Origin of the sequence: Ideonella sp. (assembly GCF_041914305.1) — a bacterium.
Taxonomy (GTDB): Bacteria; Pseudomonadota; Gammaproteobacteria; order Burkholderiales; family Burkholderiaceae_C; genus Ideonella.
The window spans coordinates 190,412-210,703 of sequence record NZ_JAYSDQ010000007.1; the positions used below are offsets into that span (position 1 = coordinate 190,412).

19 protein-coding genes are annotated in these 20,292 nt (G+C 70.5%); 14 read left to right on the top strand and 5 right to left on the bottom strand.

Translation table 11 applies throughout. The annotated features are described in order from the left end of the window. Nucleotides 1-138 precede the first annotated feature (138 nt). The 5 genes from ACE3SG_RS11735 (at nt 139) to ACE3SG_RS11755 (ending at nt 3,769) form a co-directional block, all read left to right on the top strand. Nucleotides 139-996 carry an EamA family transporter gene (locus ACE3SG_RS11735; protein WP_374565140.1) on the top strand — a complete coding sequence of 286 codons (858 nt, stop codon included), beginning with the start codon at nt 139-141 and terminating at the stop codon, nt 994-996. Beyond that, nucleotides 993-1,874 carry a DUF4743 domain-containing protein gene (locus ACE3SG_RS11740; RefSeq protein ID WP_374565142.1) on the top strand — a complete coding sequence of 294 codons (882 nt, stop codon included), beginning with the start codon at nt 993-995 and terminating at the stop codon, nt 1,872-1,874. The genes ACE3SG_RS11735 and ACE3SG_RS11740 overlap by 4 nt, the downstream gene beginning before the upstream one ends. Nucleotides 1,875-1,972: 98 nt before the next feature. After that, on the top strand, nt 1,973-2,524 hold the full coding sequence (locus ACE3SG_RS11745; protein WP_374565144.1) for a cytochrome b: 552 nt from the start codon (nt 1,973-1,975) through the stop codon (nt 2,522-2,524). Between the two features lie 41 nt (nt 2,525-2,565). Then, nucleotides 2,566-3,141: a YceI family protein gene (locus ACE3SG_RS11750; protein WP_374565145.1), complete on the top strand. Its 576-nt coding sequence runs from the start codon at nt 2,566-2,568 to the stop codon at nt 3,139-3,141. Between the two features lie 40 nt (nt 3,142-3,181). After that, entirely contained in the window at nt 3,182-3,769 is a 588-nt protein-coding gene (locus ACE3SG_RS11755) for a YceI family protein (RefSeq protein ID WP_374565147.1), read from the top strand. A gap of 120 nt (nt 3,770-3,889) precedes the next feature. Here the strand turns inward: ACE3SG_RS11755 and ACE3SG_RS11760 are convergent, their stop codons facing one another. Then, complete coding sequence (locus ACE3SG_RS11760; RefSeq protein WP_374565149.1) at nt 3,890-4,195, bottom strand: antibiotic biosynthesis monooxygenase; 306 nt, start codon at nt 4,193-4,195, stop codon at nt 3,890-3,892. A 108-nt stretch (nt 4,196-4,303) separates the two neighbouring features. On the opposite strand from ACE3SG_RS11760, the gene ACE3SG_RS11765 reads away from it, so the two are divergent. Then, on the top strand, nt 4,304-5,440 hold the full coding sequence (locus ACE3SG_RS11765) for a 3-deoxy-7-phosphoheptulonate synthase (RefSeq protein WP_374565150.1): 1,137 nt from the start codon (nt 4,304-4,306) through the stop codon (nt 5,438-5,440). A gap of 117 nt (nt 5,441-5,557) precedes the next feature. Further along, nucleotides 5,558-6,214 carry a hypothetical protein gene (locus tag ACE3SG_RS11770; protein WP_374565152.1) on the top strand — a complete coding sequence of 219 codons (657 nt, stop codon included), beginning with the start codon at nt 5,558-5,560 and terminating at the stop codon, nt 6,212-6,214. 35 nt (nt 6,215-6,249) lie between these two features. Here ACE3SG_RS11770 and ACE3SG_RS11775 read toward each other — a convergent pair whose 3' ends face one another. The 4 genes from ACE3SG_RS11775 to ACE3SG_RS11790 all read right to left on the bottom strand — a co-directional run bounded on the left by ACE3SG_RS11775 (nt 6,250) and on the right by ACE3SG_RS11790 (nt 12,631). Continuing rightward, nucleotides 6,250-8,418 carry a putative bifunctional diguanylate cyclase/phosphodiesterase gene (locus tag ACE3SG_RS11775; protein ID WP_374565154.1) on the bottom strand — a complete coding sequence of 723 codons (2,169 nt, stop codon included), beginning with the start codon at nt 8,416-8,418 and terminating at the stop codon, nt 6,250-6,252. Nucleotides 8,419-8,506: 88 nt separating this feature from the next. Beyond that, nucleotides 8,507-10,813, bottom strand: a complete 2,307-nt coding sequence (locus ACE3SG_RS11780) for an ATP-binding protein (protein WP_374565156.1) — start codon at nt 10,811-10,813, stop codon at nt 8,507-8,509. Between the two features lie 195 nt (nt 10,814-11,008). After that, nucleotides 11,009-11,308 carry a DUF3567 domain-containing protein gene (locus ACE3SG_RS11785; RefSeq protein WP_374565158.1) on the bottom strand — a complete coding sequence of 100 codons (300 nt, stop codon included), beginning with the start codon at nt 11,306-11,308 and terminating at the stop codon, nt 11,009-11,011. A gap of 99 nt (nt 11,309-11,407) precedes the next feature. Next, nucleotides 11,408-12,631 carry a DUF3108 domain-containing protein gene (locus ACE3SG_RS11790; RefSeq protein ID WP_374565159.1) on the bottom strand — a complete coding sequence of 408 codons (1,224 nt, stop codon included), beginning with the start codon at nt 12,629-12,631 and terminating at the stop codon, nt 11,408-11,410. Nucleotides 12,632-12,693: 62 nt separating this feature from the next. Here ACE3SG_RS11790 and ACE3SG_RS11795 point away from each other — a divergent pair, with 62 nt between their 5' ends. From ACE3SG_RS11795 to glcF, 7 genes are all read left to right on the top strand, one after another. Next, the gene (locus ACE3SG_RS11795; protein WP_374565161.1) at nt 12,694-13,677 is read left to right on the top strand and encodes a fumarylacetoacetate hydrolase family protein; all 984 of its coding nucleotides are present in this window, start codon (nt 12,694-12,696) and stop codon (nt 13,675-13,677) included. After that, nucleotides 13,674-14,708, top strand: coding sequence for a TraB/GumN family protein (locus tag ACE3SG_RS11800; protein ID WP_374565163.1), 1,035 nt, complete (start codon nt 13,674-13,676; stop codon nt 14,706-14,708). Before ACE3SG_RS11795 ends, ACE3SG_RS11800 begins: the two co-directional genes overlap by 4 nt. Before the next feature lie 48 nt (nt 14,709-14,756). Next, nucleotides 14,757-15,440 carry a PhaM family polyhydroxyalkanoate granule multifunctional regulatory protein gene (locus ACE3SG_RS11805; protein WP_374565164.1) on the top strand — a complete coding sequence of 228 codons (684 nt, stop codon included), beginning with the start codon at nt 14,757-14,759 and terminating at the stop codon, nt 15,438-15,440. A 98-nt stretch (nt 15,441-15,538) separates the two neighbouring features. Then, the gene (locus ACE3SG_RS11810) at nt 15,539-17,041 is read left to right on the top strand and encodes an FAD-linked oxidase C-terminal domain-containing protein (protein ID WP_374565166.1); all 1,503 of its coding nucleotides are present in this window, start codon (nt 15,539-15,541) and stop codon (nt 17,039-17,041) included. 145 nt (nt 17,042-17,186) lie between these two features. Further along, nucleotides 17,187-18,269 (top strand): glycolate oxidase subunit GlcE, encoded by a 1,083-nt coding sequence (gene glcE, locus ACE3SG_RS11815; protein ID WP_374565168.1) that lies wholly within the window; start codon nt 17,187-17,189, stop codon nt 18,267-18,269. After that, nucleotides 18,266-18,937, top strand: coding sequence for a class I SAM-dependent methyltransferase (locus tag ACE3SG_RS11820; protein ID WP_374565170.1), 672 nt, complete (start codon nt 18,266-18,268; stop codon nt 18,935-18,937). The genes glcE and ACE3SG_RS11820 overlap by 4 nt, the downstream gene beginning before the upstream one ends. Beyond that, nucleotides 18,938-20,188, top strand: coding sequence for a glycolate oxidase subunit GlcF (gene glcF / locus ACE3SG_RS11825; protein WP_374565171.1), 1,251 nt, complete (start codon nt 18,938-18,940; stop codon nt 20,186-20,188). Nucleotides 20,189-20,292 lie beyond the last annotated feature (104 nt).

Genomic DNA, 20,292 nt, shown 5'->3' on the forward strand with positions numbered 1-20,292 from the left:
CGTCGGCCTAACGCCGAGGTGTGATGCGGCGCATCGCCCCAGTCGCATGGATCCTGGCGCCCACGTCGATGCCGCAGCCGGTGGGCCCGATGCCCCGCCGCCCACGCGGCCCACCCAAGCTGCCTACACTGCCGCCCCATGCCTGTCTCCCACCTCTTGCTCGCGCTGGCCGTTGTTGCGGTCTGGGGCACCAACTTCGTGGTCATCAAGTGGGGGCTGGCCGAGTTGCCACCGTTCCTGCTGGCGACGCTGCGCTTCGGCCTGTCGTCCTTGCCCTTCATGCTGTTCATCCGCCGGCCGGCCACGCCGTGGTGGCGGCTGGCGGCCTTCGGCGTGCTGCTCGGCGCTGGCCAGTTCGGCCTGCTGTTTCTCGCGATGAAGGCCGACATCTCGCCCGGCCTCGCGTCGCTGGTCGTGCAGGCCCAGGTCTTCATCACGATCGTGCTGGCCGGCCAGCGGGTGAGGCCGATCCAGCTCGGGGCGTTCGGGCTCGCGCTGGCCGGCATGGGCTGGATCGGCTGGCAGGCGCACCTCGGTGGCGCCGGCATCAGCCTTGTCGGCATGGGCCTGGTGTTGTCGGCGGCGTTTTGCTGGTCGCTCGCCAACCTGGTGGCGCGTGGCGCCGGCAAGGTCGATGCGCTGGGCTTCATGGTCTGGTCCAGCCTGTTCGCGCTGCCGCCGCTGCTGTTGATGACGATCTTGTTTGAAGGCGGCGCCGGGCACCTGGTGGCGGTGGCAAGCGCCGCCAGCGCAGCGGCCTGGGCCACCGTCGCGTGGCAGGCGGTGGGCAACACCTTGTTCGGCTACGGCGTGTGGAACTGGCTGCTGGCGCGCCACCCTCCGGCCACCGTCACGCCGGCCGCGCTGCTGGTGCCGGTGTTCGGCATGGGCGCCTCGGCGCTGGTGTTTGGCGAGGCCTTGCCGGGCTGGAAGCTGGGCGCCGCCGGCCTGGTGATGGCCGGCCTGGCGCTGAACCTGTGGGCGGCCAGCCGATGAACCGCTGGTCTTGCCTGGCGGCGGCGCGCCGCAGTGAGCGCGGCCCACGCTGGCCATTCGTGGTCGACGGCCGGCGCGCCGGCTCGATCGACGCCGCCGGCGCACTGGCCCTTGCAGCCTGGCCGCAGTGGTTTGGCCAGGCCACCGATGGCGCGTGGCGCCTGGACGTGCCCGCGGCCGAGCGCGACGCGGTGTTCGCCGAGGTCAACGCCACGTTGCGCGCGCAGGGCCTGATCCGCGCCTGGCGCGACGAGCCCTTCGCGCTGTGGAACGAAGACGGTGCGCTGGCCGCGGTGATCGAGCGTGCCTCGTCGCGCTTCTGGGGCGCGCAGACGCTGGGCGCACACATCAACGGTTATGTCGCCGACGCCCAGGGCCGGCCGCAGCAGCTGTGGATCGCCCGCCGGGCCTGGAACAAACCGACCGACCCCGGACGGCTCGACAACCTGGTCGGCTCCGGCGTGCCGCACGGCCAGACCCCGCGCCAGGCGGTCTGCCGCGAAGCGTGGGAAGAGGCCGGCCTGCACCCGCACGAGCTGGCGGGCCTGACGGCCGGCCGCGTGCTCGAGCTGGCCTGCGACATCCCCGAAGGCTGGCAGCACGAGTGGCTGTTCGTCTACGACCTGGGCCTGGCGCCGGGCCGCGTGCCGCAGAACCAGGACGGCGAGGTCGCCGAGCACCAGCTGTTACCGATCGCCAACGCCTTGCAACGCGCCGCCGACGGTGAAATGACCACCGACGCGGCCCTTGCAACCTTGGACTTCGCTTTGCGGCACCAACTGCTGCCGGCGGAAGAGGCGCAGCCTTTGGCGGCCGCGTTCGGCGCCTTGCTGGTGGTGCCCGAGCGCGCCGCGCGGTTCGACCCGCCGGTGGCGTGATCCGCCGGCGGCGGTTTCCTCATTCAGCAAAACTGAAATGCCGCCTCAATCGTGCTGAACCGCTGGCCCCGATCACCTCGCCACACTAACCAACCACGATGAACACCAACGCCACCCCCTCGACCCGCTCTCGCTACACCGGCGTGGCCATCGGCTTTCACTGGCTGCTGGCGCTGATGATCATCGTCAGCTTCGGCGTCGGCTGGTACATGAGCGACCTGTCGATGTCGCCGACGCGGCTGAAGCTGTTCAACTGGCACAAGTGGGCCGGCATCACGATCCTCGCGCTGTCGGCGCTGCGCCTGCTGTGGCGCCTGACGCACCGGCCGCCGGCCGACGTGGCCGGCCCGCGCTGGCAGCAGCGCATGGCGCACCTGACGCACTGGGCGCTGTATGCGCTGTTCTTTTTGGTGCCGCTGGCCGGCTGGGCCTACAGCTCGGCGGCGGGCTTCCCGGTGGTCTGGTTCGGCGTGCTGCCGCTGCCCGATTTCGTCTCGCCCGACAAGGCGCTGGCCGAGGTCATGAAAGAGCGCCACGGGGTGCTGGCCTGGACGCTCGGCGTGCTGGTGCTGCTGCACATCGGCGCCGCACTGAAACACCACTTCGTCGACCGCGACCGCCTGCTCGACCGCATGCGCCCCGGCCGCTGAACCGCCCTGACTCGTCTTCTCTAATATCGAAGGTTGACCGAATGTCTGCACTGACCCGTTCCGCTGCGCTCGCCGCCACCTTGCTGCTGGGCAGCTCGCTCGCCCTGGCCCAGGCGCAGAAGGTCGTCCCGGCGCAAAGCGAGATCGGCTTCACCTCCAAGCAGATGGGCGTGCCCGTCGACGGCAAGTTCCGCAAATGGGACGCGACCATCAGCTTCGACCCGAAGAAGCCTGAAGCCAGCAACGTCAGCTTCACGATCGACACCGGCAGCGCAGGCTTCGGCTCGCCCGAGACCGACGCCGAAGTGCCGAAGCCCGCCTGGTTCAACGTCGCCAAGTTCCCGCAGGCGACGTTCCAGTCCAGCGGCATGAAGGCGCTGGGCGGCGGCAAATTCGAGGTCGCCGGCAAGCTGACGATCAAGGGCAGCGTGAAAGACGTGGTGGTGCCCGTCGCCCTGGCCCAGGGCACAGGCGGCGTGACCTTCGCCACCGGCGCGTTCACGATCAAGCGGCTCGATTTCAAGATCGGTGAAGGCGAATGGGCCGACACCTCGATGGTGGCCAACGACGTGCAGGTGAGATTCAAGCTCGCCGTGACCGGCGTGGCGCCGCTCTGACCGTTTTCTTTTCCAACCCCTGTTCCCTGGAGATTCCCGCATGAACCATAAGACCTCGCTGATCGCCGTTGCGGCTGGCGCCCTGACGATGCTCGCAGCCACCGGCGCCCAAGCGCAGGCAGCGACCTACAGCATCGACCCGACGCACACCTTCGTGACCTTCGAGATCACCCACTTCGGCACCTCGACCAACCGCGGCCGCTTTGACAAGAAAGAAGGCACGGTGCAGTTCGACCGCGCGGGCAAGACCGGCAAGGTCGAGATCACGATCGACACCACGTCGATCAACAGCGGCACCGCGCCGTTCGACAAGCACTTGAAGAGCGCCGAGATCCTGAAGACCGAACAGTTCCCGACCGCCAAGTTCGTCGGCGACAAGTTCAGCTTCAACGGCGACAAGGTCAGCGAAGTGGCGGGCACGCTGACGCTGGCCGGCAAGACCAACCCGGTCACGCTGAAGGCCAACAACTTCAACTGCTACCAGAGCCCGATGCTCAAGCGCGAGGTCTGCGGCGGCGACTTCGAGGCCACCATCACCCGCAGCCAGTACGGCGTCAGCTACGGCCTGGACTGGGGCTTCCCGGACGCGGTCAAGCTGATCATCCAGGTCGAAGCCGTCAAGCAGTAAGTTGTCTTTTTAGCGGGCTGTCCGTCGCGGGCGGTGCGCGCGCGAGAAGGCGGGCATGCCCGGGCGATCGTCAGACGCTCGCTCTGGGCAGCCCGCCTTCTCGCGTTGATGCGGTGGCGTTCAGGCGTTCGTCTCCACCGCCAGCTCGAAGTGCTCGACCACCGGCGGCGCCGCAAAGAACGGCCCGACGATCGCGCGCCATTCGGTGAACAGCGGGCCCTGGCGGAAACCCACGGTGTGGTCCTCCAGCGTGTCCCAGTGGATCAGCAGCAAGTAGCGCTCGGGGTTCTCGACCCCATGCTGCACCTGGGCGCCGCGAAAGCCTTTCGCACGCGAAATCACGGTCTGCAGCCCGCGCTGGATCGCCTCTTCGAAGGCGGCCTGCTGGCCGGGGGCGATGCGGATGTCGGCATGTTCCAGGATCATCGGTGACAGCTCCAGGGTGACGGGCGGGCCAGTGTCCCACGGCGCGGATAATCCCTGTCCCGGCTGGGAGGCCCTCAGCAACCGAATCGCGCTGCAAGGAGTGTGACCGTGAACCGACCCGATGACTGGCAACACGACCACGAGGTCGGGGGCGCCTCGCGCCTGCAGCCCGCCGATGCGCCAGCCACCCACGACTCGACCCGCGTCGACGATGTGCGCATCGGCGCCGTCCGGCCCTTGATCTCGCCGGCGCTGCTGCAAGACGACATGCCGATGCCCGAGGCTGCGCAAAGCCTGGTTGAGACCGCGCGCCGCGAGCTGGCCGATGTGCTGGCCGGCCGCAGCGACCGCTTGATCGCCGTCGTCGGCCCCTGCTCGATCCACGACCACGACCAGGCGATCGAGTATGCAAAGAAACTGAAGCGGCTGGCCGACGAGCTGCGCGGCGAGCTGCTGGTCGTGATGCGTGTCTATTTCGAGAAGCCGCGCACGACCGTCGGCTGGAAGGGCTACATCAACGACCCGCGGCTGGATGGCAGCTTCCGCATCAACGAAGGCCTGCGCCGCGCCCGCGCGCTGCTGCTGGACGTGACCGAACTCGGGCTGCCGGCCGGCACCGAATTTCTCGATCTGCTGAGCCCGCAGTACATCGCCGACCTGGTCTCGTGGGGCGCGATCGGCGCGCGCACGACCGAAAGCCAGAGCCACCGCCAACTGGCCTCGGGCCTGAGCTGCCCGGTGGGCTTCAAGAACGGCACCGATGGCGGCGTGAAGGTCGCGGCCGATGCGGTGGTCGCGGCCAGCGCATCGCACGCCTTCATGGGCATGACCAAGATGGGCCAGGCGGCGATCTTCGAGACCCGCGGCAACCATGATTGCCACGTGATCCTGCGCGGCGGCAAGCAGCCGAACTACAGCGCCGCCGATGTCGAGGCCGCTTGCGCGGTGCTGCGCGCGTCGGGCCAGCGCGAACAAGTGATGATCGACTTCTCGCACGCCAATTCGAGCAAGCAGCACCGCAAGCAGATCGAGGTCGGTGCCGACGTGGCGGCGCAGATCGCCGGCGGTGAGCGGCGCATCACCGGCGTGATGATCGAGAGCCACCTGAACGACGGCCGGCAAGACCTGCTGCCAGGCCAGGCCTTGAAACACGGTGTATCGATCACCGATGCGTGCCTGGGCTGGGCCGACACCGAGCCGGTGCTGCGCCAGCTGGCCGCCGCGGTGAGCAAACGTCGCGCCTAAGTTCCCCTTCGATCTAGGGGTGTTGGCTTCACAGGTAACCCCGCAAAGTCGGCGTTATGTAGCTGTCGCGGGTCATGAGCCCAGCGTTCAGGGGCCAATGCACTCAGGGGGATGTCGATGGCAATCGCGTTGAAGAGCGTGGATGAACTGCAAGAGCATCTCCTGGGCGTGTTCGAGCGCTCGGACCACCACGCCGGCGAAGTCAACGAGGTGCTGCTGGCCATCGCCGGCGGCATCCTGTGGCGCAAGAACGCAGGCGCCCATGTCCGCGTGAGCGAGAAAGACGGCGCCGGCGGCAACGTCATCTGGTTTCGCGTCGGCCTGCAGCGTTACGCGCTGCTGTACAGCCACCGCGCACGGCGCATCGAGCTGATGTTCGGCGGCCGCCGCGGCCACCTGGTCCACACCTTCACCAACAGCACGTCGCTGGCCGAAGTGGCGCAGGTCTTCTCGACGCTGGGCATGAACGACGACGAGGCCCAGGCCTACCTGGCCGCCCGGGCCGAGCTGAAGGCCAAGTCGCCCAAGGGCCACAAGGGCCGGGCCAAGAAGGCCCCGCCGGTCGCGATCGAGCTGCCCGAGGCCGCCGCAGCGCCAGCGGTCACCAAGAAGGCCAAGCCCGTCAAGGCGGCCGTGGCCGCGGCGGCCGACGCACCGGCCCCCGAGGCCGCGAAGCCCCGCAAGCGCCGCAGCACCAAGGCCAACCCGAAGGGGGCCCCCGAGACGCGGCCGGATCAGGCCGAGGACGAATTGGCCACGCTGCAACCGGCTTGATTGCCTGAGCCCGGCGGCCGCTGCGCGCGGCCGTCTTACTGCAGCGTCTGCGGCGCCGCCGCGTAGATCGACGGCCGGAAGTCGGCCATGTGCACGCCTTCGTCGCCCATCGCCCACAGCGTCAGCCGCTCGGCCGACATCGGCTTGGCGAACAGATAACCCTGCAGTTCATCGCACCGCAGCGCCAGCAGCATGTCGCGCTGCGCGTCGGTCTCGACGCCTTCGGCCACCACCCGCAGGCCCAGCGCGTGGGCCATCTTGACGATCGCGTCGACGACCGCCAGTGCGTCCGAGCTGTGCTGGATGTCGGTGAACAGGCTGCGGTCGACCTTCAGCTGCGTCACCGGCAGTTTGCGCAGCAGCGCGAAGTTGCAATAGCCGATGCCGAAGTCGTCGATCGACAGCGTGACGCCCAGCTGCGCCAGGCCGGCAAAAGCCTGCACCGCGGCGTCTTCCATCAGCACCGATTCGATGATCTCGAGCGTCAGCAGCGCCGGGTCGACCGTGTGCGCATGCAGCGAGCGGCGGATGCGCTGAACCAGGTTTTCCTGCCGCAACTGGTGGGCCGACATGTTGATCGAGACTCGCATGCGCAGGCCCTGGTCGAGCCAGGCGCGCAGCTGGCGGCAGGCCTCGTCGATCACCCACTGGCCCAGCGCGCTGATCAGGCCGAAGCGCTCGGCGATCGGGATGAACACGCCCGGCGAGATCACGCCCTTGGTGGGGTGCTGCCAGCGCACCAGCGCCTCGACGCCGGTGATCTGGCCCGAGCGGCCGTCGATCTTGGGCTGGTAGTACAGCACCAGCTCGGCCCGCTCGATCGCGCCGCGCAGCTCGTGCTGCAGCTCGAGCTGGGCCCGACTGTCTTGCTCCATGCTGGGCTCGAAGATCGCGAAGCCCGAGCCGCCGGCGCGCTTGGCGGCGTACATCGCGGCGTCGGCGCGGGCCAGCAGCTTTTGCGCCGGGCCGTGCTCGGGGTACATCACGATGCCGACCGAGCCCGACAGCCGCACCTCGGCGCCGTTGGGCAGCTTGCACGGCGCGGCCAGGCACTGCAGCACCCGCTGCGCCAGGTGGCCGGCGCCGGCGGGCGTGCCGGGCCGCTCGGCCAGGAGCAGAAACTCGTCGCCGCCGACACGCGCGACCACGTCCGACTGGCGGGCCAGGCTTTGCAGCCGGCGGCCGACCTCGCGCAGCACCGCGTCGCCGGCGCTGTGGCCGAACGAATCATTGACCGGCTTGAAGCCGTCGAGGTCGATGAACATCACCGCCAGCGTGCCGCCGGGCGGGGCCGAGGGGTCGTCGACCAGCTCCAGCGCATTGGCCAGCCGCTCTTCGAACAGCAGCCGGTTCGGCAGCTTGGTCAGCGGGTCGGTCAGCGCCTGTTCGCGCAGCCGGCGGTTGGCGTCGCTCAGCGACGAGGCCAGCGCGCGGTTGCGGTGCGACGCGCGTGAATCGATCAGCACCCCGAACAAACCCAGCAGCAAGGCCAGCGCACCGGCGGCGCAGGCCCATTGCAGGGCGTCGACCGCGACCAGCAGCACACCGCTCGGGCGCGTGGTCTCGACAAAACCCAGGCTGCCCAAGGTCAGCGCCTGGGCCAGGCCCGAGGCCAGCGCAAAGCCGGTGGCACCCAGGAACAGCCGCAGGCCGAACGGGCCCAGCGCAGACCAGCGCGGGCTGAAGGCCAGGCCCAGCGCCGCGGTGGCCGCGGTCGCCACACCGGCCAGCGCCAGCAGCGGCCAGGCCGGCCCGGCGGCGCTGACGAAGGGCGGCTCGGCCAGCGCGGCGACCGACAGGCTTTGCACCATCGCCCACAGCGCGCCCAGCCCCAGGCCCTGCAGCACCAGGCGCGCGGTGTCGCCCCAGCGCAGGCGGGCGGTGGCCAGCACCGCGGCCAGGCCGAGCGCAGCGGCCATGCCGCTGCCGGCCATTTGCCAGCCGCGGAAGTGCGGCTCCCACGGCAGGCCCAGGCCGGTCAAGGCAAAGAAGTGCAGCGCCCACAAGCCGGCGCCACCGGCCACCGCTGCGGCACCCCACCAGCCGAGCGCGGTGACGGTGTCGGTCGAGCGGATCTTGCGCAGGCCATGGCCGACCAGGCCGAACATCAAGCCGGCCAGCAGTGCGGCACCGGCGATGGTCGGGCCGTGCAGCTCGGGGGCGGCGAGGGCGTTGACCAGGTCGGCGGTAGGCGGCACGGGCATGCGGTGGATGGGTCGCGAGGGGCGGGCGGGCAGGGCGCGGGCATTATTGGGCCCGCCGGTTCACGGCGCCATGGCGGCGCCTGAACAATCATGGAGTTTGCGTGAATCCCACCGCTCTTCGGTGCCGTACCTCGGGTTTCACCCTGTGCTCGCTTTCCAGCTGAGCGAGGAACTCATCGGCCGTGAACGGCGCGCCGAGCACGTCGACCTGGCGCTGCACCGCGGCGAAGTCACCCGGTGCCAGCTCCTCCAGCGCGGCCAGGCGCTGGCGCTGCTCGCCGGTCAGCGCGCCCGGGTCGCCTGCCAGCGCCTCGGCGACGAACATCGCCACCCGCTGCGCCGGCTGTAGCGCCTTGAAGCGGATCTTGAAGGTGAAGCGGCGCAGCGCCGCCTCGTCCAGGTCTTCGAACAGGTTGGTGGTGCAGATGAAGACGCCAGGAAAGCGCTCCATGCCCTGCAGCATCTCGTTGACCTCGCTGACCTCGTAGTGGCGCTCGGCGTAGCGCCGGCTGCGCAGGAAGCTGTCGGCTTCGTCGAGCAGCAGCACCGCCTCTTCGGTCGCGGCCTCGTCGAACATGCGGGCCATGTTGGCCTCGGTCTCGCCGACGAACTTGCTCATGATGTCGCTCGCCTGGCGCACCAGCAGCGGCCGGCCCAGGCTGGTGGCGATGTGCTCGGCCAGGGCGGTCTTGCCGGTGCCCGGCGGGCCGAAGAAGCACAGCGCGCCATGCGGCCGGCGCTGCAGCGCGGCGACGATCTGCGGCACGCCGAAGCGCGACTCGACGTTCAGCAGCCCGAGGTCGTAGTGGGTCACGCTCGGCCGCGCGCCGCGCTCGCGGCGGCCGAGGCTGCCCAGCGCCAGGTCGGCATGCGCCAGCTGGCGCTCGATCAGGCCCTCGACCTCACCCGGCTGGCCGGCCAGCTCGGCAAAGCGCACGGCGGTGCGGATCTGTGCCGGCGTCAACCCGCGCCGGCCCGACAGCCGCGCCGCGAAGCCCTCGCTCACCACCGAGCCGGCCAGCGCGCGCGCGACCAGCGCCTCGCGCGCGCCCGGTGGGGGCGACTTCAGCTCCAGGTGGTACTGGAAGCGGCGGCGGAACGCCGGGTCGATCTGCTCGATGCGGTTGGTGATCCAGATCACGGGCACCGGGTTGGCCTCGAGGATCTGGTTGACCCAGGCCTTGCCGCTGACGCTGGCCGACGATGCGCCGTCACCGGCGTCCAGCCGCGCCATCAGCTGCGCGGTGTCGCTGGGGATCGCCGGGAACACATCTTCGACCTCGTCGAACAGCAGCGCGACATGGGCGCCGCCCTTCAGAAACACCTGGCTGATCTGCAGCGAGCGGTAGCGGTCTCGGCCGGTCAGCGAGTTGCCGTCGCGGTCGGCGTATTCGACCTCGTACAGCTCCAACCCCGCCGCCTCGGCGCAGACCTTGGCCAGCTCGGTCTTGCCGGTGCCGGGCGGGCCGTACAGCAGCACGTTGACGCCAGCGGCCTTGCGCGCGACGGCGTTGCGCAACAGCGCGCACAACACCTGCACCTCTTCGGCGACGAATTCGAAATCGCCGGTGGCCAGCTCGGTGCGCGGCGCCGGCCGCGTGAACACCGCCATCAGGTCGCTCGGGTCGCGGTATTCGCGCATCAGCACCGGCGGCAGCTGCTCGCTGACCTTCATCAGGTCGGCCAGGTCGGTGATGTTGTGTTCCGAGATCAGGTTCTCGACCATGCCGATGCGCTCGAGCCGCGAGCCGGCGCGCAGCGCCTCGGCCACCTCCCGCTCGTCGACCCGTGCCACGCGCGCCAGCATCGCGAACGCCTCTTGCGCGTTCGAGACCTTGAACTCGACCAGCAGCCCGCGCAGCTCGCGCTGGTAGCGCGCCAGCGTGCCGTACAGCAGCAGCGCGCGCTCGGCCGGGTTCAGCTGCAGCAACTGGCCCAGCGCGTCGATGTTCTTCTCGACCAGCGTGGCGTGTTTCTTCAGGTCGCGCTCCAGCCAGTCGGCGGTCGCGTTCAGCATTGCCAGCAGGTCTTTCGGCGCGTCCTTGATGTACTCGTCGATGTAGAAGAACAGCGAGCCCTCTTCGTACGGGCCGTGCCAGGCGCCGTGGCGGGCGATGAAGGCGTCGTCGGTCAGGCGCTCGTGGCCGGCCCAGTGTTCGTTGGCACCGCAACGGCGCTGCAGGAACGCGCGCAGGCGGTGCAGCACCGGCAGCGGCCAGACCAGGTGGCGCCCGGTCAGGCCGATCAGCCCGCCCCAATCACGGCGCAGGTTCAGCCGGCCGGCCTGGGCCAGCGTCAGGGTCAGCACGAAATGCGTGCACAGGCGGTCCAGCACCGGCGCATCGGCCAGGCCGGGCGACAGCACCACGCGCGCATCGGCAAGACGCTTGACCACTTCGTCTCCTCCACCGGCGGCTGGGCGCAGGGCGCACCGTCGCCGTCGAAGTGGCGCTGATCTTGGCGCAGGCGTCGCGCGAGGGCAAGCCCCGGCGGTGAGTGGGGCCCCTCGGCCAACGGGTACGTTGGCCGATCCCCCGAGGGGATGTGGGCCGGCTAGGGGCGGCCCGTCGCTCGGCCCACCGTGGCGCGATCAGTGCAGCGTCAGCGGCTGTTGCGCCAGCTGGGTGTAGCCGGCGATGAAGTCGTCGATCTCTTCGGTGCTGGGCTCGTGCTCTTCGGCCAGCGCGCGCACGCCTTCGCGAAAGCGTTGCGCCAGCGCACCGTCGATGAAGATGCCCTTCTTGGCCATCTTGTCGACGATCTCGTAGCCGCCGCGAACGACCTCGTCGTGGCTGGCCGACGCCCCTTCGCCATCGTCGGGCGCGCCGTCCGCCTGCTCAAGCGAGATCTGCACGACGGCGTAGCTGTCGGAGTTGTAGACCAGGTTCATGCGGGGCTCCTTATGCTGCACAGGGCCAAGCAGGCCCCATGCCAGGCAGTTGGTGACGCCCCGGCCGGATTCAAGGGCCCCAGGCGGCGGCGCCGCAGTTCAGGGCTGGCCGGCACTGGCAGGTTCGGCCGGTGCGGCCGGTGCGGCCGGTGCGGCCGGTGCGGCCGGTGCGGGCGCCGGCAGCGGGCTGGTCAGCCAGTAGGCCTCGCTGGCGCGGCCGGGCACCTGGGTGAAGCGCAGCCCAACCGGCAGGTGGCCCGCCTCGCGCGCCAGCCACAGCTCGATGCGCTGGTCATAGGGGCGTGTCGGCTCGCGCTGCAGGTGCACGACCGGGATCGGCGTGCCATTGGGCTCGACCCGCTCGTCGCCAAGGACCTCGAACGTCCATTCGTCCACATCGCGCAGCCCGGCCACCTGCATCCGGATGCGCTGGCCCGCGCGCAGCCCACCCGGCTGGGCCTGGGCGATCGCGACCACCTGCAGCAGCACGCTGGTGCGGTCCTGCGCGCCCGGGTACAGCGCGATCGCGCGGGTGGAGCCGGAAAAGGTGATCACCCCTTGTTCACGCTGGAAATTGGTCGCCCGCACCTCGAGCCCGCGATGGCGCTCGACCATGCGCTGTGGCGCGAAGCCGGCGGCGTTGAAGAAGCCGCGCGAGATCCAGTCCGTCGTCTTGCCGCGGACCTCGCCCGCAAAGCGCACGCGGAAGACGCCGCCGGTCTGCAAGTCGTAGCTGAGCTGGCCGGTGCCCGCGTCGTCACCGCGCTCGATCCGGTAGTCGAGCTTGAACGATTGCTCCGGTCGCTGGGTGGTGTAGATCGGCGGCCGGCCGCCACCGTCGTCGCTGTCCTGTGCGGCGGACACCGTTCCAGGCACCGGTGCGGCGGGGGTCGAGGTCAACTCTTCGGGCGACATCGGCTGGGAGCCGGCTACCGATTCCAGCGGCCGCGGGCCGGCGTTCCAATCGATCGGCGTGTCGGGTGGTGTCCGCTGCGGGTCCACCGGCGCAGCGGGCTCGGGCGTGGCCGGTTGCGGCGGCGTCTGCGCCGGCGGCGAAGCAGCAGGGGTGATCTCGGCCGGGGCTTCGGCCACCTCGGCCGCCGGCTGCGGTGCCTCGGCCGGCGGCAGCGTCACCAGCTGGATCGCCGGCGCGTGCTCGGGCGCACGGCCCATCGGCTGGCGCACCGGGCCGATCAGCCAGCCGTGGCCCAGCAGCACCCCCAGCAGCACGGCGCTGGCCTGGCCGCGCCGGCGCCAGTTCACCGCCGGCGCGCGCGCGGGCAGTTGCGTGGGGGCAGGAAAGGTGAAGACAGGCCAGGGCATCGGACAATGGTGCCATCAACTCCGGCCGCCTCCGCCTCGGCGGCCCACCGCGTCCACCGTTCATGAAGCTCGCCACCTACAAAGATGGGTCGCGCGACGGCCAGCTGGTCGTCGTCTCGCGTGACCTCGCCACCGCCCACTACGCCAACGGCATCGCCACCCGGCTGCAGCAGGTGCTGGACGACTGGAACTTCCTGTCACCGCAGTTGCAGGACCTCTACACCACGCTGAACCAGGGCAAGGCGCGGCACGCGTTCCCGTTCGACCCGGCGATGTGCATGGCGCCTCTGCCGCGCGCCTACCAGTGGGCCGATGGCTCGGCCTACCTGAACCACGTCGAGCTGGTGCGCAAGGCCCGCGGCGCCGAGATGCCCGAATCCTTCCTCGGCGACCCGCTGGTCTACCAGGGCGGCAGCGACGATTTCCTCGGCCCCTGCGACGACGTGCGCTTCGCCAGCGCCGACTGGGGCATCGACTTCGAGGCCGAGGTCGCGGTGATCACCGGCGACATCGAGATGGGCGCCTCGCCGGCGCAGGCGCTCGAAGGCGTGCGGCTGCTGATGCTGGCCAACGACTGGACACTGCGCCACCTCGTGCCCGCCGAGCTGGCCAAGGGCTTCGGCTTCTTCCAGAGCAAGCCGGCCACCGCCTTCAGCCCGGTGGCCGTGACGCCCGACGAGCTGGGCGACGCCTGGCAGGGCGGCCGCGTGCACCTGACGCTGCAGTCGACCTGGAACGGCCGCAAGGTCGGGCTGGTCGAGGCCGGGCCGGAGATGAACTTCCACTTCGGCCAGCTGATCGCCCACATCGCCAAGACACGCAACGTGCGCGCCGGCGCGATCGTCGGCTCCGGCACCGTCAGCAACAAAGATGCTTCCCGCGGCTACAGCTGCATCGCCGAAAAGCGCGCGCTGGAGATGATCGACCAGGGCGAGGCCAAGACCGCGTTCATGCAGTACGGCGACACGATCCGCATCGAGATGAAGGGCAAGGACGGCCACAGCCTGTTCGGTGCGATCGAGCAGACCGTGGTGGAGCCGGCATGAGGCCGGCCGGCTGGATCGCCGCCCTGGCCGCCGCCTGGTGCTGCTGGGTGGCCCCGGCCGCCCGCGCCACCGAGGCCTGCCCGCCGCAGCCGGCGCCGTTGTCGGCCGACGACGTGCAGCGCGGCATGCGCGACGCCGTCGACCGCGGGTTTCTGTTTCGCGCCAGCAAGGGCGGCAAGACCTCGTGGCTGTACGGCACGCTGCACGTCGCCCGCCAGACCTGGATGTTCCCCGGCCCGCAGGTGCGCAGCGCGCTGCAGGCGGTCGACAAGGTCGCGCTGGAGCTCGACATGCTCGACCCCGACATCCAGCGCCGGCTGATGGCGGTGCTGGCCGTGGCGCCGGGCGCGCCCACGCTGACCGGCCCGGTGCAGCGCCGCCTGCGCACGCAGATGGACAAGGCCTGCGCCGGTCAGGAGCTGGCGGCGCTGAGGCCCGAGATGCAGGCCGTGACGCTGACGGTGATGGTCGGTCGCCGCGCCGGGCTGGAGCCGGCCTTCGGCATCGACGGTTTCCTCGCCGGCTACGCGCGCGGCCTGCGCAAGCCGGTGCTGTCGCTCGAAACGCCCGAGGCGCAGATCGGCCTGCTGCTGCAGCCCACGCCGGCCGAGACCGAGACCTTCGTCGGCCACGCGCTGGACGAGCTGGACAGCGGCCGGGCCCTGCCGACGCTGCGGCGCCTGGCCGAGGCCTGGGCCCGCTCGGACTGGGCTGAGCTGAGCAGCTATGCCGACTGGTGCCACTGCGTCGACAGCGACGACGACAAGCGCCTGATGCACCGCCTGCTCGACGAGCGCAACCTCGCGATGGCGGCCCAGCTGCAGGCCCGGCACGAGGCGGGCGAGCAGCTGTTCGTCGCGGTCGGCGCCCTGCACATGATCGGCGACGAGGGCCTGCCGGCGCTGCTGAAGGCGCGGGGCTTCGAGGTGGAACGTGTGGCCCCCACGCTCACTCCGGTCGCTGGCCACCAGGGCGCCTGCGACGGGCCGGCCAAGCCGGATTCGTGCAAGACCTTGGACAAACCTCGGTGACCGCGGCGTACCATCGCCGCCATCCCAGCAAGCAAGAAGGGGCGTGTGATGGCCGATGCAGCCAGTTTCACCAAGATGGTTCCGGGCTTCGATTTCCTGCAGGGGCTGGTCAAGAACGCCGGCGCCGCGCTGCCCAACATGGGCCAGTGGATCGCGCCGACGCTGAACCCCGAGGAGCTGGAAAAGCGCATCGAGGAGCTGCGCACCGTGCAGTTCTGGCTCGAGCAGAACGCCCGCATGCTGGGCGCGACGATCCAGGCGCTCGAGGTGCAGCGCATGACGTTGTCGACGCTGAAGACGATGAACGTGCAGATGGGCGAGCTGCGCGACTCGATCAAGCTGACGGTGCCCGAGCCGGCGCAGGCCGAGCCAGAGCAGGCGCCGAAGCCGGCGGCCAAGAAGCCGCGCGCGGCCCCGTCCAAGACCCAGGTCGAGACGCCGATGGGCACGGTCGACCCGATGCAGTGGTGGGGCGCGCTGACCAAGCAGTTCACCACGCTGGCCGCCGGCGCGATGAAAGACAGCGCCACCGACGCCGCCAAGAACCTGGCCGGCGCGATGGTCAAGCAGAGCTTCGACGCCGCCGGCGAGACGCTCAAGCGCGCGGTCGAGCTGGGCGCGCAGGTGCCGGTGAAGGCGACCAAGGTCGCGGCCAAGGCGGTCGGCGGCGGCGTCAAGGCGGCCACGCGGGTGGCGACAGCCAAGAAGGCGGCGCCGCGCAAGCGCAGCTGACGCGCGTCAATTCACTGCATCCTGGTCGCAGCTGAATCGACCTGATTGCTGTTCGGCTTCAGCCGCGGTTCAGTTTCGCGTTGCTACAGTCGGCGCTCATGTCCGCGGTGACCGCCTCCCCGTCTGCCGACGCCTCGCCCCGCGCTGCCCGCCAGCGCGAGGTGGTGGTGGCCTTGCAGGCCGTGCTGCCGGCGCATGCGCTGCTGTGGAGCAGCGAAGACACCACGCCGTACGAGTGCGACGGGCTGACCGCCTACCGCCAGCGCCCGTTGGTGGTCGCATTGCCCGAGACCGAAGCTCAGGTCGGCGCCGTCTTGAAGGCCTGCGCCGCGCTGAAGGTGCCGGTGGTGGCGCGCGGCGCCGGCACCGGCCTGTCGGGTGGCGCGATGCCGCACGAGCTGGGCGTGACCCTGGGCCTGGCCAAGTTCAACCGCATCCTCAAGCTCGACAAACTCAGCCGCACCGCGGTCGTGCAGTGCGGCGTGCGCAACCTGGCGATCAGCGAGGCCGCGGCGCCGCTGGGCCTGTACTACGCACCCGACCCGTCGAGCCAGATCGCCTGCACGATCGGCGGCAACGTGGCCGAGAACTCGGGCGGCGTGCACTGCCTGAAGTACGGGCTGACCTTGCACAACGTGCTGAAGGTCAAGGGCTTCACGGTCGACGGCGAGCCGGTCGAGTTCGGCGGCGATGCGCTCGACGCACCGGGGCTGGACCTGCTGCCGCTGGTCGTCGGCAGCGAGGGCATGCTGGCGGTCGTCACCGAGGTGACGGTCAAGCTCACGCCCAAGCCGCTGCTGGCGCGCTGCATCATGGCCAGCTTCGACGACATCCGCAAAGCCGGCGACGCGGTCGCGGCCATCATCGGTGCCGGCATCATCCCGGCCGGCCTCGAGATGATGGACAAGCCGATGACCGCGGCGGTCGAAGACTTCGTCCACGCCGGCTACGACCTCAGCGCCGAGGCGATCCTGCTGTGCGAGAGTGACGGCACGCCCGAAGAGGTCGAAGAAGAGATCGGCCGCATGAGGGGCGTGCTGGCCGGCTGCGGCGCGACACGCATGGAGGTCTCGGCCAACGAGGCGCAGCGGCTGAAGTTCTGGAGCGGGCGCAAGAACGCGTTCCCCGCGTCGGGCCGCATCAGCCCCGACTACATGTGCATGGACTCGACCATCCCGCGCAAGCGGCTGGCCGACATCCTGATCGCCATCGCGCAGATGGAAACCAAGTACGGCCTGCGCTGCTGCAACGTCTTCCATGCCGGCGACGGCAACCTGCACCCGCTGATCCTGTTTGATGCCAACGACCCCGACCAGTTGCACCGGGCCGAACTGTTCGGCGCCGACATCCTGGAGACCAGCGTCGCGATGGGCGGCACGGTTACCGGCGAGCACGGCGTCGGCGTCGAGAAGCTGAATTCGATGTGCGTGCAGTTCAGCCCCGACGAGATCGCGCAGATGCGGGCGCTGAAAACCGCGTTCGACCCGCACGAGCTGCTGAACCCCGGCAAGCTGCTGCCAACGCTGCAGCGCTGCGCCGAGTACGGCAAGATGCATGTGAAGAAAGGCCTGCTGCCCTTCGCCAACCTGGAGCGGTTTTGAGCCACGCCCGGCCGCCCGAAGGGGCTCAATCCCGCTTGGCGGGAAAGGGCCGCAGGCCCAAGGGTGCCCCAATGAGCCACGCCCGGCCGCCCGAAGGGGCTCAATCCCGCTTGGCGGGAAAGGGTGCTGGCCCAAGGGGGCTTCGATGAGCGCGCCGCTGCAGCGCCTGGTCGATGCGGTGCGTGATGCGGCCGACCGGCGCCGGCCGCTGCGCATCGTCGGTGGCGGCACCAAGGACTTCTACGGTGGCGAGCTGCGCGGCGAAGCGCTGGACGTGAAGCCGCTGGCCGGCATCAGCGCCTACGAGCCGACCGAGCTGGTGGTGACGGTGCGTGCCGGCACGCCGCTGGCCGAGCTGGAGGCGGCGTTGGCCGAGAAGGGTCAGTGCCTGCCGTTCGAGCCGCCGCACTATGCCGAGGGCTCCACGGTCGGCGGCATGGTCGCCGCCGGGCTGTCCGGGCCGGCGCGCGCGGCCGTGGGCGGCGTGCGCGACTACCTGCTCGGCGCGACCATCGTCAACGGCCGCGGCGAGACCCTGAGCTTCGGCGGCCAGGTGATGAAGAACGTCGCCGGCTACGACGTGTCGCGCGCGCTGGCCGGCTCGATGGGGCAGCTGGGCGTGATCTGCGAGGTGTCGATGAAGGTCTTGCCCGTCGCGCCCGGCCGCGCCACGCTGCGTTTCGACATGGACCAGGCCAACGCGCTGCGCCACGCCAACGAATGGGCCGGCCAGGCGCTGCCACTGTCGGCCAGCGCCTGGTGGGACGGCGCGTTGCTGCTGCGCCTGCAAGGGGCGCAGGCCGCGGTCGCGTCGGCCGCGCAGCGCCTGGGCGGCGAGCGCATCCCGAACGAGCTGGCCGATGGTTTCTGGACCGGCCTGCGCGACCAGCACGACGAGTACTTCGACCACGCCGCGGCGGCGGTGGCCAGCGGGTCGCGGCTGTGGCGCCTGTCGGTCGCTGCCACCGCGCCGCGCATCGAGCTGCGCGGCGAGCAGCTGGTCGAATGGGGCGGCGCGCAGCGCTGGCTGGTCAGCGACGAACCACCCGCGCGGGTGCGCCAAGCCGCCGCCGACGCGCTGGGCCACGCCACCGTCTGGCGCGGCGACAAGGCGGGCGGCGCCTTCCACCCGCTGCCACCGGTGCAGGCCCGCCTGCAGCGTGCGCTGAAGGCGGCGTTCGATCCGTTCCAGCTGTTCAACCCTGGCCGGCTTGGCGAGACCGAATGACCCCGACGACGAACGCGACCGAGGCCACCATGGCCGACTACTATGCCCGCCGTGCGCGCGAGTACGACCGGGTCTACCTCAAGCCCGAGCGGCAGTCGGACATCCGCGCGCTGGAGGCCTGGTTGCCCGAACCGTTTGCCGGCCGCCGGGTGCTCGAGATCGCCTGCGGCACTGGCTGGTGGACGCCGCATGGCGCCGCCCGGGCGGCGCACTGGCTGGCGACCGACCTCAACCCCGAGACGATGGCGGTGGCCAAGGCCAAGCCGATGCCGCCGACGGTCGAGTTCTGCGTGGTCGACGCCTACACGCTCGACGGCCTGCCGGCCGATGCGCGCTTCGACGCTGCATTCGCGGGCTTCTGGTGGTCGCACGTGCCGCGGGCTCGCCTGGCCGGCTGGTTGTCGACGCTGCACAGCTGCCTGGACGCCGGCGCCCGCGTGGTGATCTGTGACAACCGTTTCGTCGCCGGCAGCGTGACGCCGATCTCGCGCCGCGACGCCGACGGCAACAGCTACCAGCAGCGCCGGCTCGACGACGGCAGCACGCACGAGGTGCTGAAGAACTTCCCGGGCCGCGACGATGCGTTCGCCCTGCTGGGCCCGCGTGCCCGCGAGCCGCGCTGGACCGAGTCCACCTACTACTGGACGCTGGCCTACGAGTTGCACTGAATGCAGACCCACCTCGCCCCCGAATTCAAGGACACGCCCGATGGCCGGGCGGCCGAGGCGATCTTGCGCAGCTGCGTGCACTGCGGCTTCTGCACCGCGACCTGCCCGACCTACCAGCTGCTGGGCGACGAGCTGGACGGGCCGCGCGGCCGCATCTACCTGATGAAGCAGGTGCTCGAAGGCGCCGAGCCGACACGCGCGACGCAACTGCACCTGGACCGCTGCCTGACCTGCCGCAACTGCGAATCGACCTGCCCGAGCGGGGTGCGCTACGGCGAGCTGGTCGACATCGGCCGCCGTGTCGTCGAGGCCAAGGTCGAGCGGCCGGCGGGGGAGCGCGCGACGCGCTGGCTGCTCAAAGAAGGCCTGACCTCGCCGCTGTTCGGCCCGGCGATGAAGCTGGGCCAGCTGGTGCGCCCGCTGCTGCCCGCGGCGCTCAAGGCCAAGGTGCCCGAACGCGCCGGCGCCGACGCGCACCGCTGGCCGACCCGCCCGCACCCGCGCAAGGTGCTGCTGCTGCTGGGTTGCGTGCAGCCGACGATGATGCCGAACATCAACTCGGCCACCGCCCGCGTGCTCGACGCCGCCGGCATCCAGACCCTGGTCGCCGACGACGCCGGCTGCTGCGGCGCGATCCGCACGCACCTGAACGACCACGAAGGCGGCCTGGCCGACATGCGCCGCAACATCGACGCCTGGTGGCCGCTGGTCGAGGGCCTGACCGAGGCCGGCCGGGTCGAGGCGATCGTGATGAACGCATCGGGCTGCGGCGTCACGGTCAAGGAATACGGCCACGCGCTGGCCCATGACCCCGACTACGCCGCCAAGGCGCGGCGCATCAGCGCGCTGACGAAGGACTTGAGCGAGCTGCTGCCCGACCTGGTGCCGGCGCTGTTGCCCAAGCTCGCGGCGCGCCGCAGCGAGCCGGTGCCGCTGGCCTACCACCCGCCGTGTACCTTGCAGCATGGCCAGCAGTTGCGCGGTGGGGTCGAAACCCACCTGGCGGCGCTCGGCTTTCACGTGCAGACCGCGCCGGTCGACAGCCACCTGTGCTGCGGCTCGGCCGGCACCTACTCGGTACTGCAGCCCGAGCTGTCGATGCAGCTGCGCGACCGCAAGCTGAAGGCGCTGGCGCCGGTGGTGGCCGACACCATCGTCTCGGCCAACATCGGCTGCATCCAGCACCTGCAGTCGGCCAGCACCCGGCCGGTCAAACACTGGGTTGAAATCCTGGACGCCGCCCTGATCTGACGCCGCTATCCGCCCTCGCCGCATCTGCACGCCGAGGTGAGCAGATGTGAGAGGATTCGCGCTGCCAACAGCATCAAGCGAGCAGGAGGGCCGATGAAGGGAAT

Excerpts from the sequence above, each read along its gene's own strand:
- ACE3SG_RS11735 (WP_374565140.1), top strand. The coding sequence starts at position 139 with ATGCCTGTCTCCCACCTCTTGCTCGCGCTGGCCGTTGTTGCGGTCTGG.
- ACE3SG_RS11740 (WP_374565142.1), top strand. The coding sequence starts at position 993 with ATGAACCGCTGGTCTTGCCTGGCGGCGGCGCGCCGCAGTGAGCGCGGC.
- ACE3SG_RS11745 (WP_374565144.1), top strand. The coding sequence starts at position 1,973 with ATGAACACCAACGCCACCCCCTCGACCCGCTCTCGCTACACCGGCGTG.
- ACE3SG_RS11750 (WP_374565145.1), top strand. The coding sequence starts at position 2,566 with ATGTCTGCACTGACCCGTTCCGCTGCGCTCGCCGCCACCTTGCTGCTG.
- ACE3SG_RS11755 (WP_374565147.1), top strand. The coding sequence starts at position 3,182 with ATGAACCATAAGACCTCGCTGATCGCCGTTGCGGCTGGCGCCCTGACG.
- ACE3SG_RS11760 (WP_374565149.1), bottom strand. The coding sequence starts at position 4,195 with ATGATCCTGGAACATGCCGACATCCGCATCGCCCCCGGCCAGCAGGCC.
- ACE3SG_RS11770 (WP_374565152.1), top strand. The coding sequence starts at position 5,558 with ATGGCAATCGCGTTGAAGAGCGTGGATGAACTGCAAGAGCATCTCCTG.
- ACE3SG_RS11775 (WP_374565154.1), bottom strand. The coding sequence starts at position 8,418 with ATGCCCGTGCCGCCTACCGCCGACCTGGTCAACGCCCTCGCCGCCCCC.
- ACE3SG_RS11785 (WP_374565158.1), bottom strand. The coding sequence starts at position 11,308 with ATGAACCTGGTCTACAACTCCGACAGCTACGCCGTCGTGCAGATCTCG.
- ACE3SG_RS11790 (WP_374565159.1), bottom strand. The coding sequence starts at position 12,631 with ATGCCCTGGCCTGTCTTCACCTTTCCTGCCCCCACGCAACTGCCCGCG.
- ACE3SG_RS11795 (WP_374565161.1), top strand. The coding sequence starts at position 12,694 with ATGAAGCTCGCCACCTACAAAGATGGGTCGCGCGACGGCCAGCTGGTC.
- ACE3SG_RS11800 (WP_374565163.1), top strand. The coding sequence starts at position 13,674 with ATGAGGCCGGCCGGCTGGATCGCCGCCCTGGCCGCCGCCTGGTGCTGC.
- ACE3SG_RS11805 (WP_374565164.1), top strand. The coding sequence starts at position 14,757 with ATGGCCGATGCAGCCAGTTTCACCAAGATGGTTCCGGGCTTCGATTTC.
- ACE3SG_RS11810 (WP_374565166.1), top strand. The coding sequence starts at position 15,539 with ATGTCCGCGGTGACCGCCTCCCCGTCTGCCGACGCCTCGCCCCGCGCT.
- glcE (WP_374565168.1), top strand. The coding sequence starts at position 17,187 with ATGAGCGCGCCGCTGCAGCGCCTGGTCGATGCGGTGCGTGATGCGGCC.
- ACE3SG_RS11820 (WP_374565170.1), top strand. The coding sequence starts at position 18,266 with ATGACCCCGACGACGAACGCGACCGAGGCCACCATGGCCGACTACTAT.
- glcF (WP_374565171.1), top strand. The coding sequence starts at position 18,938 with ATGCAGACCCACCTCGCCCCCGAATTCAAGGACACGCCCGATGGCCGG.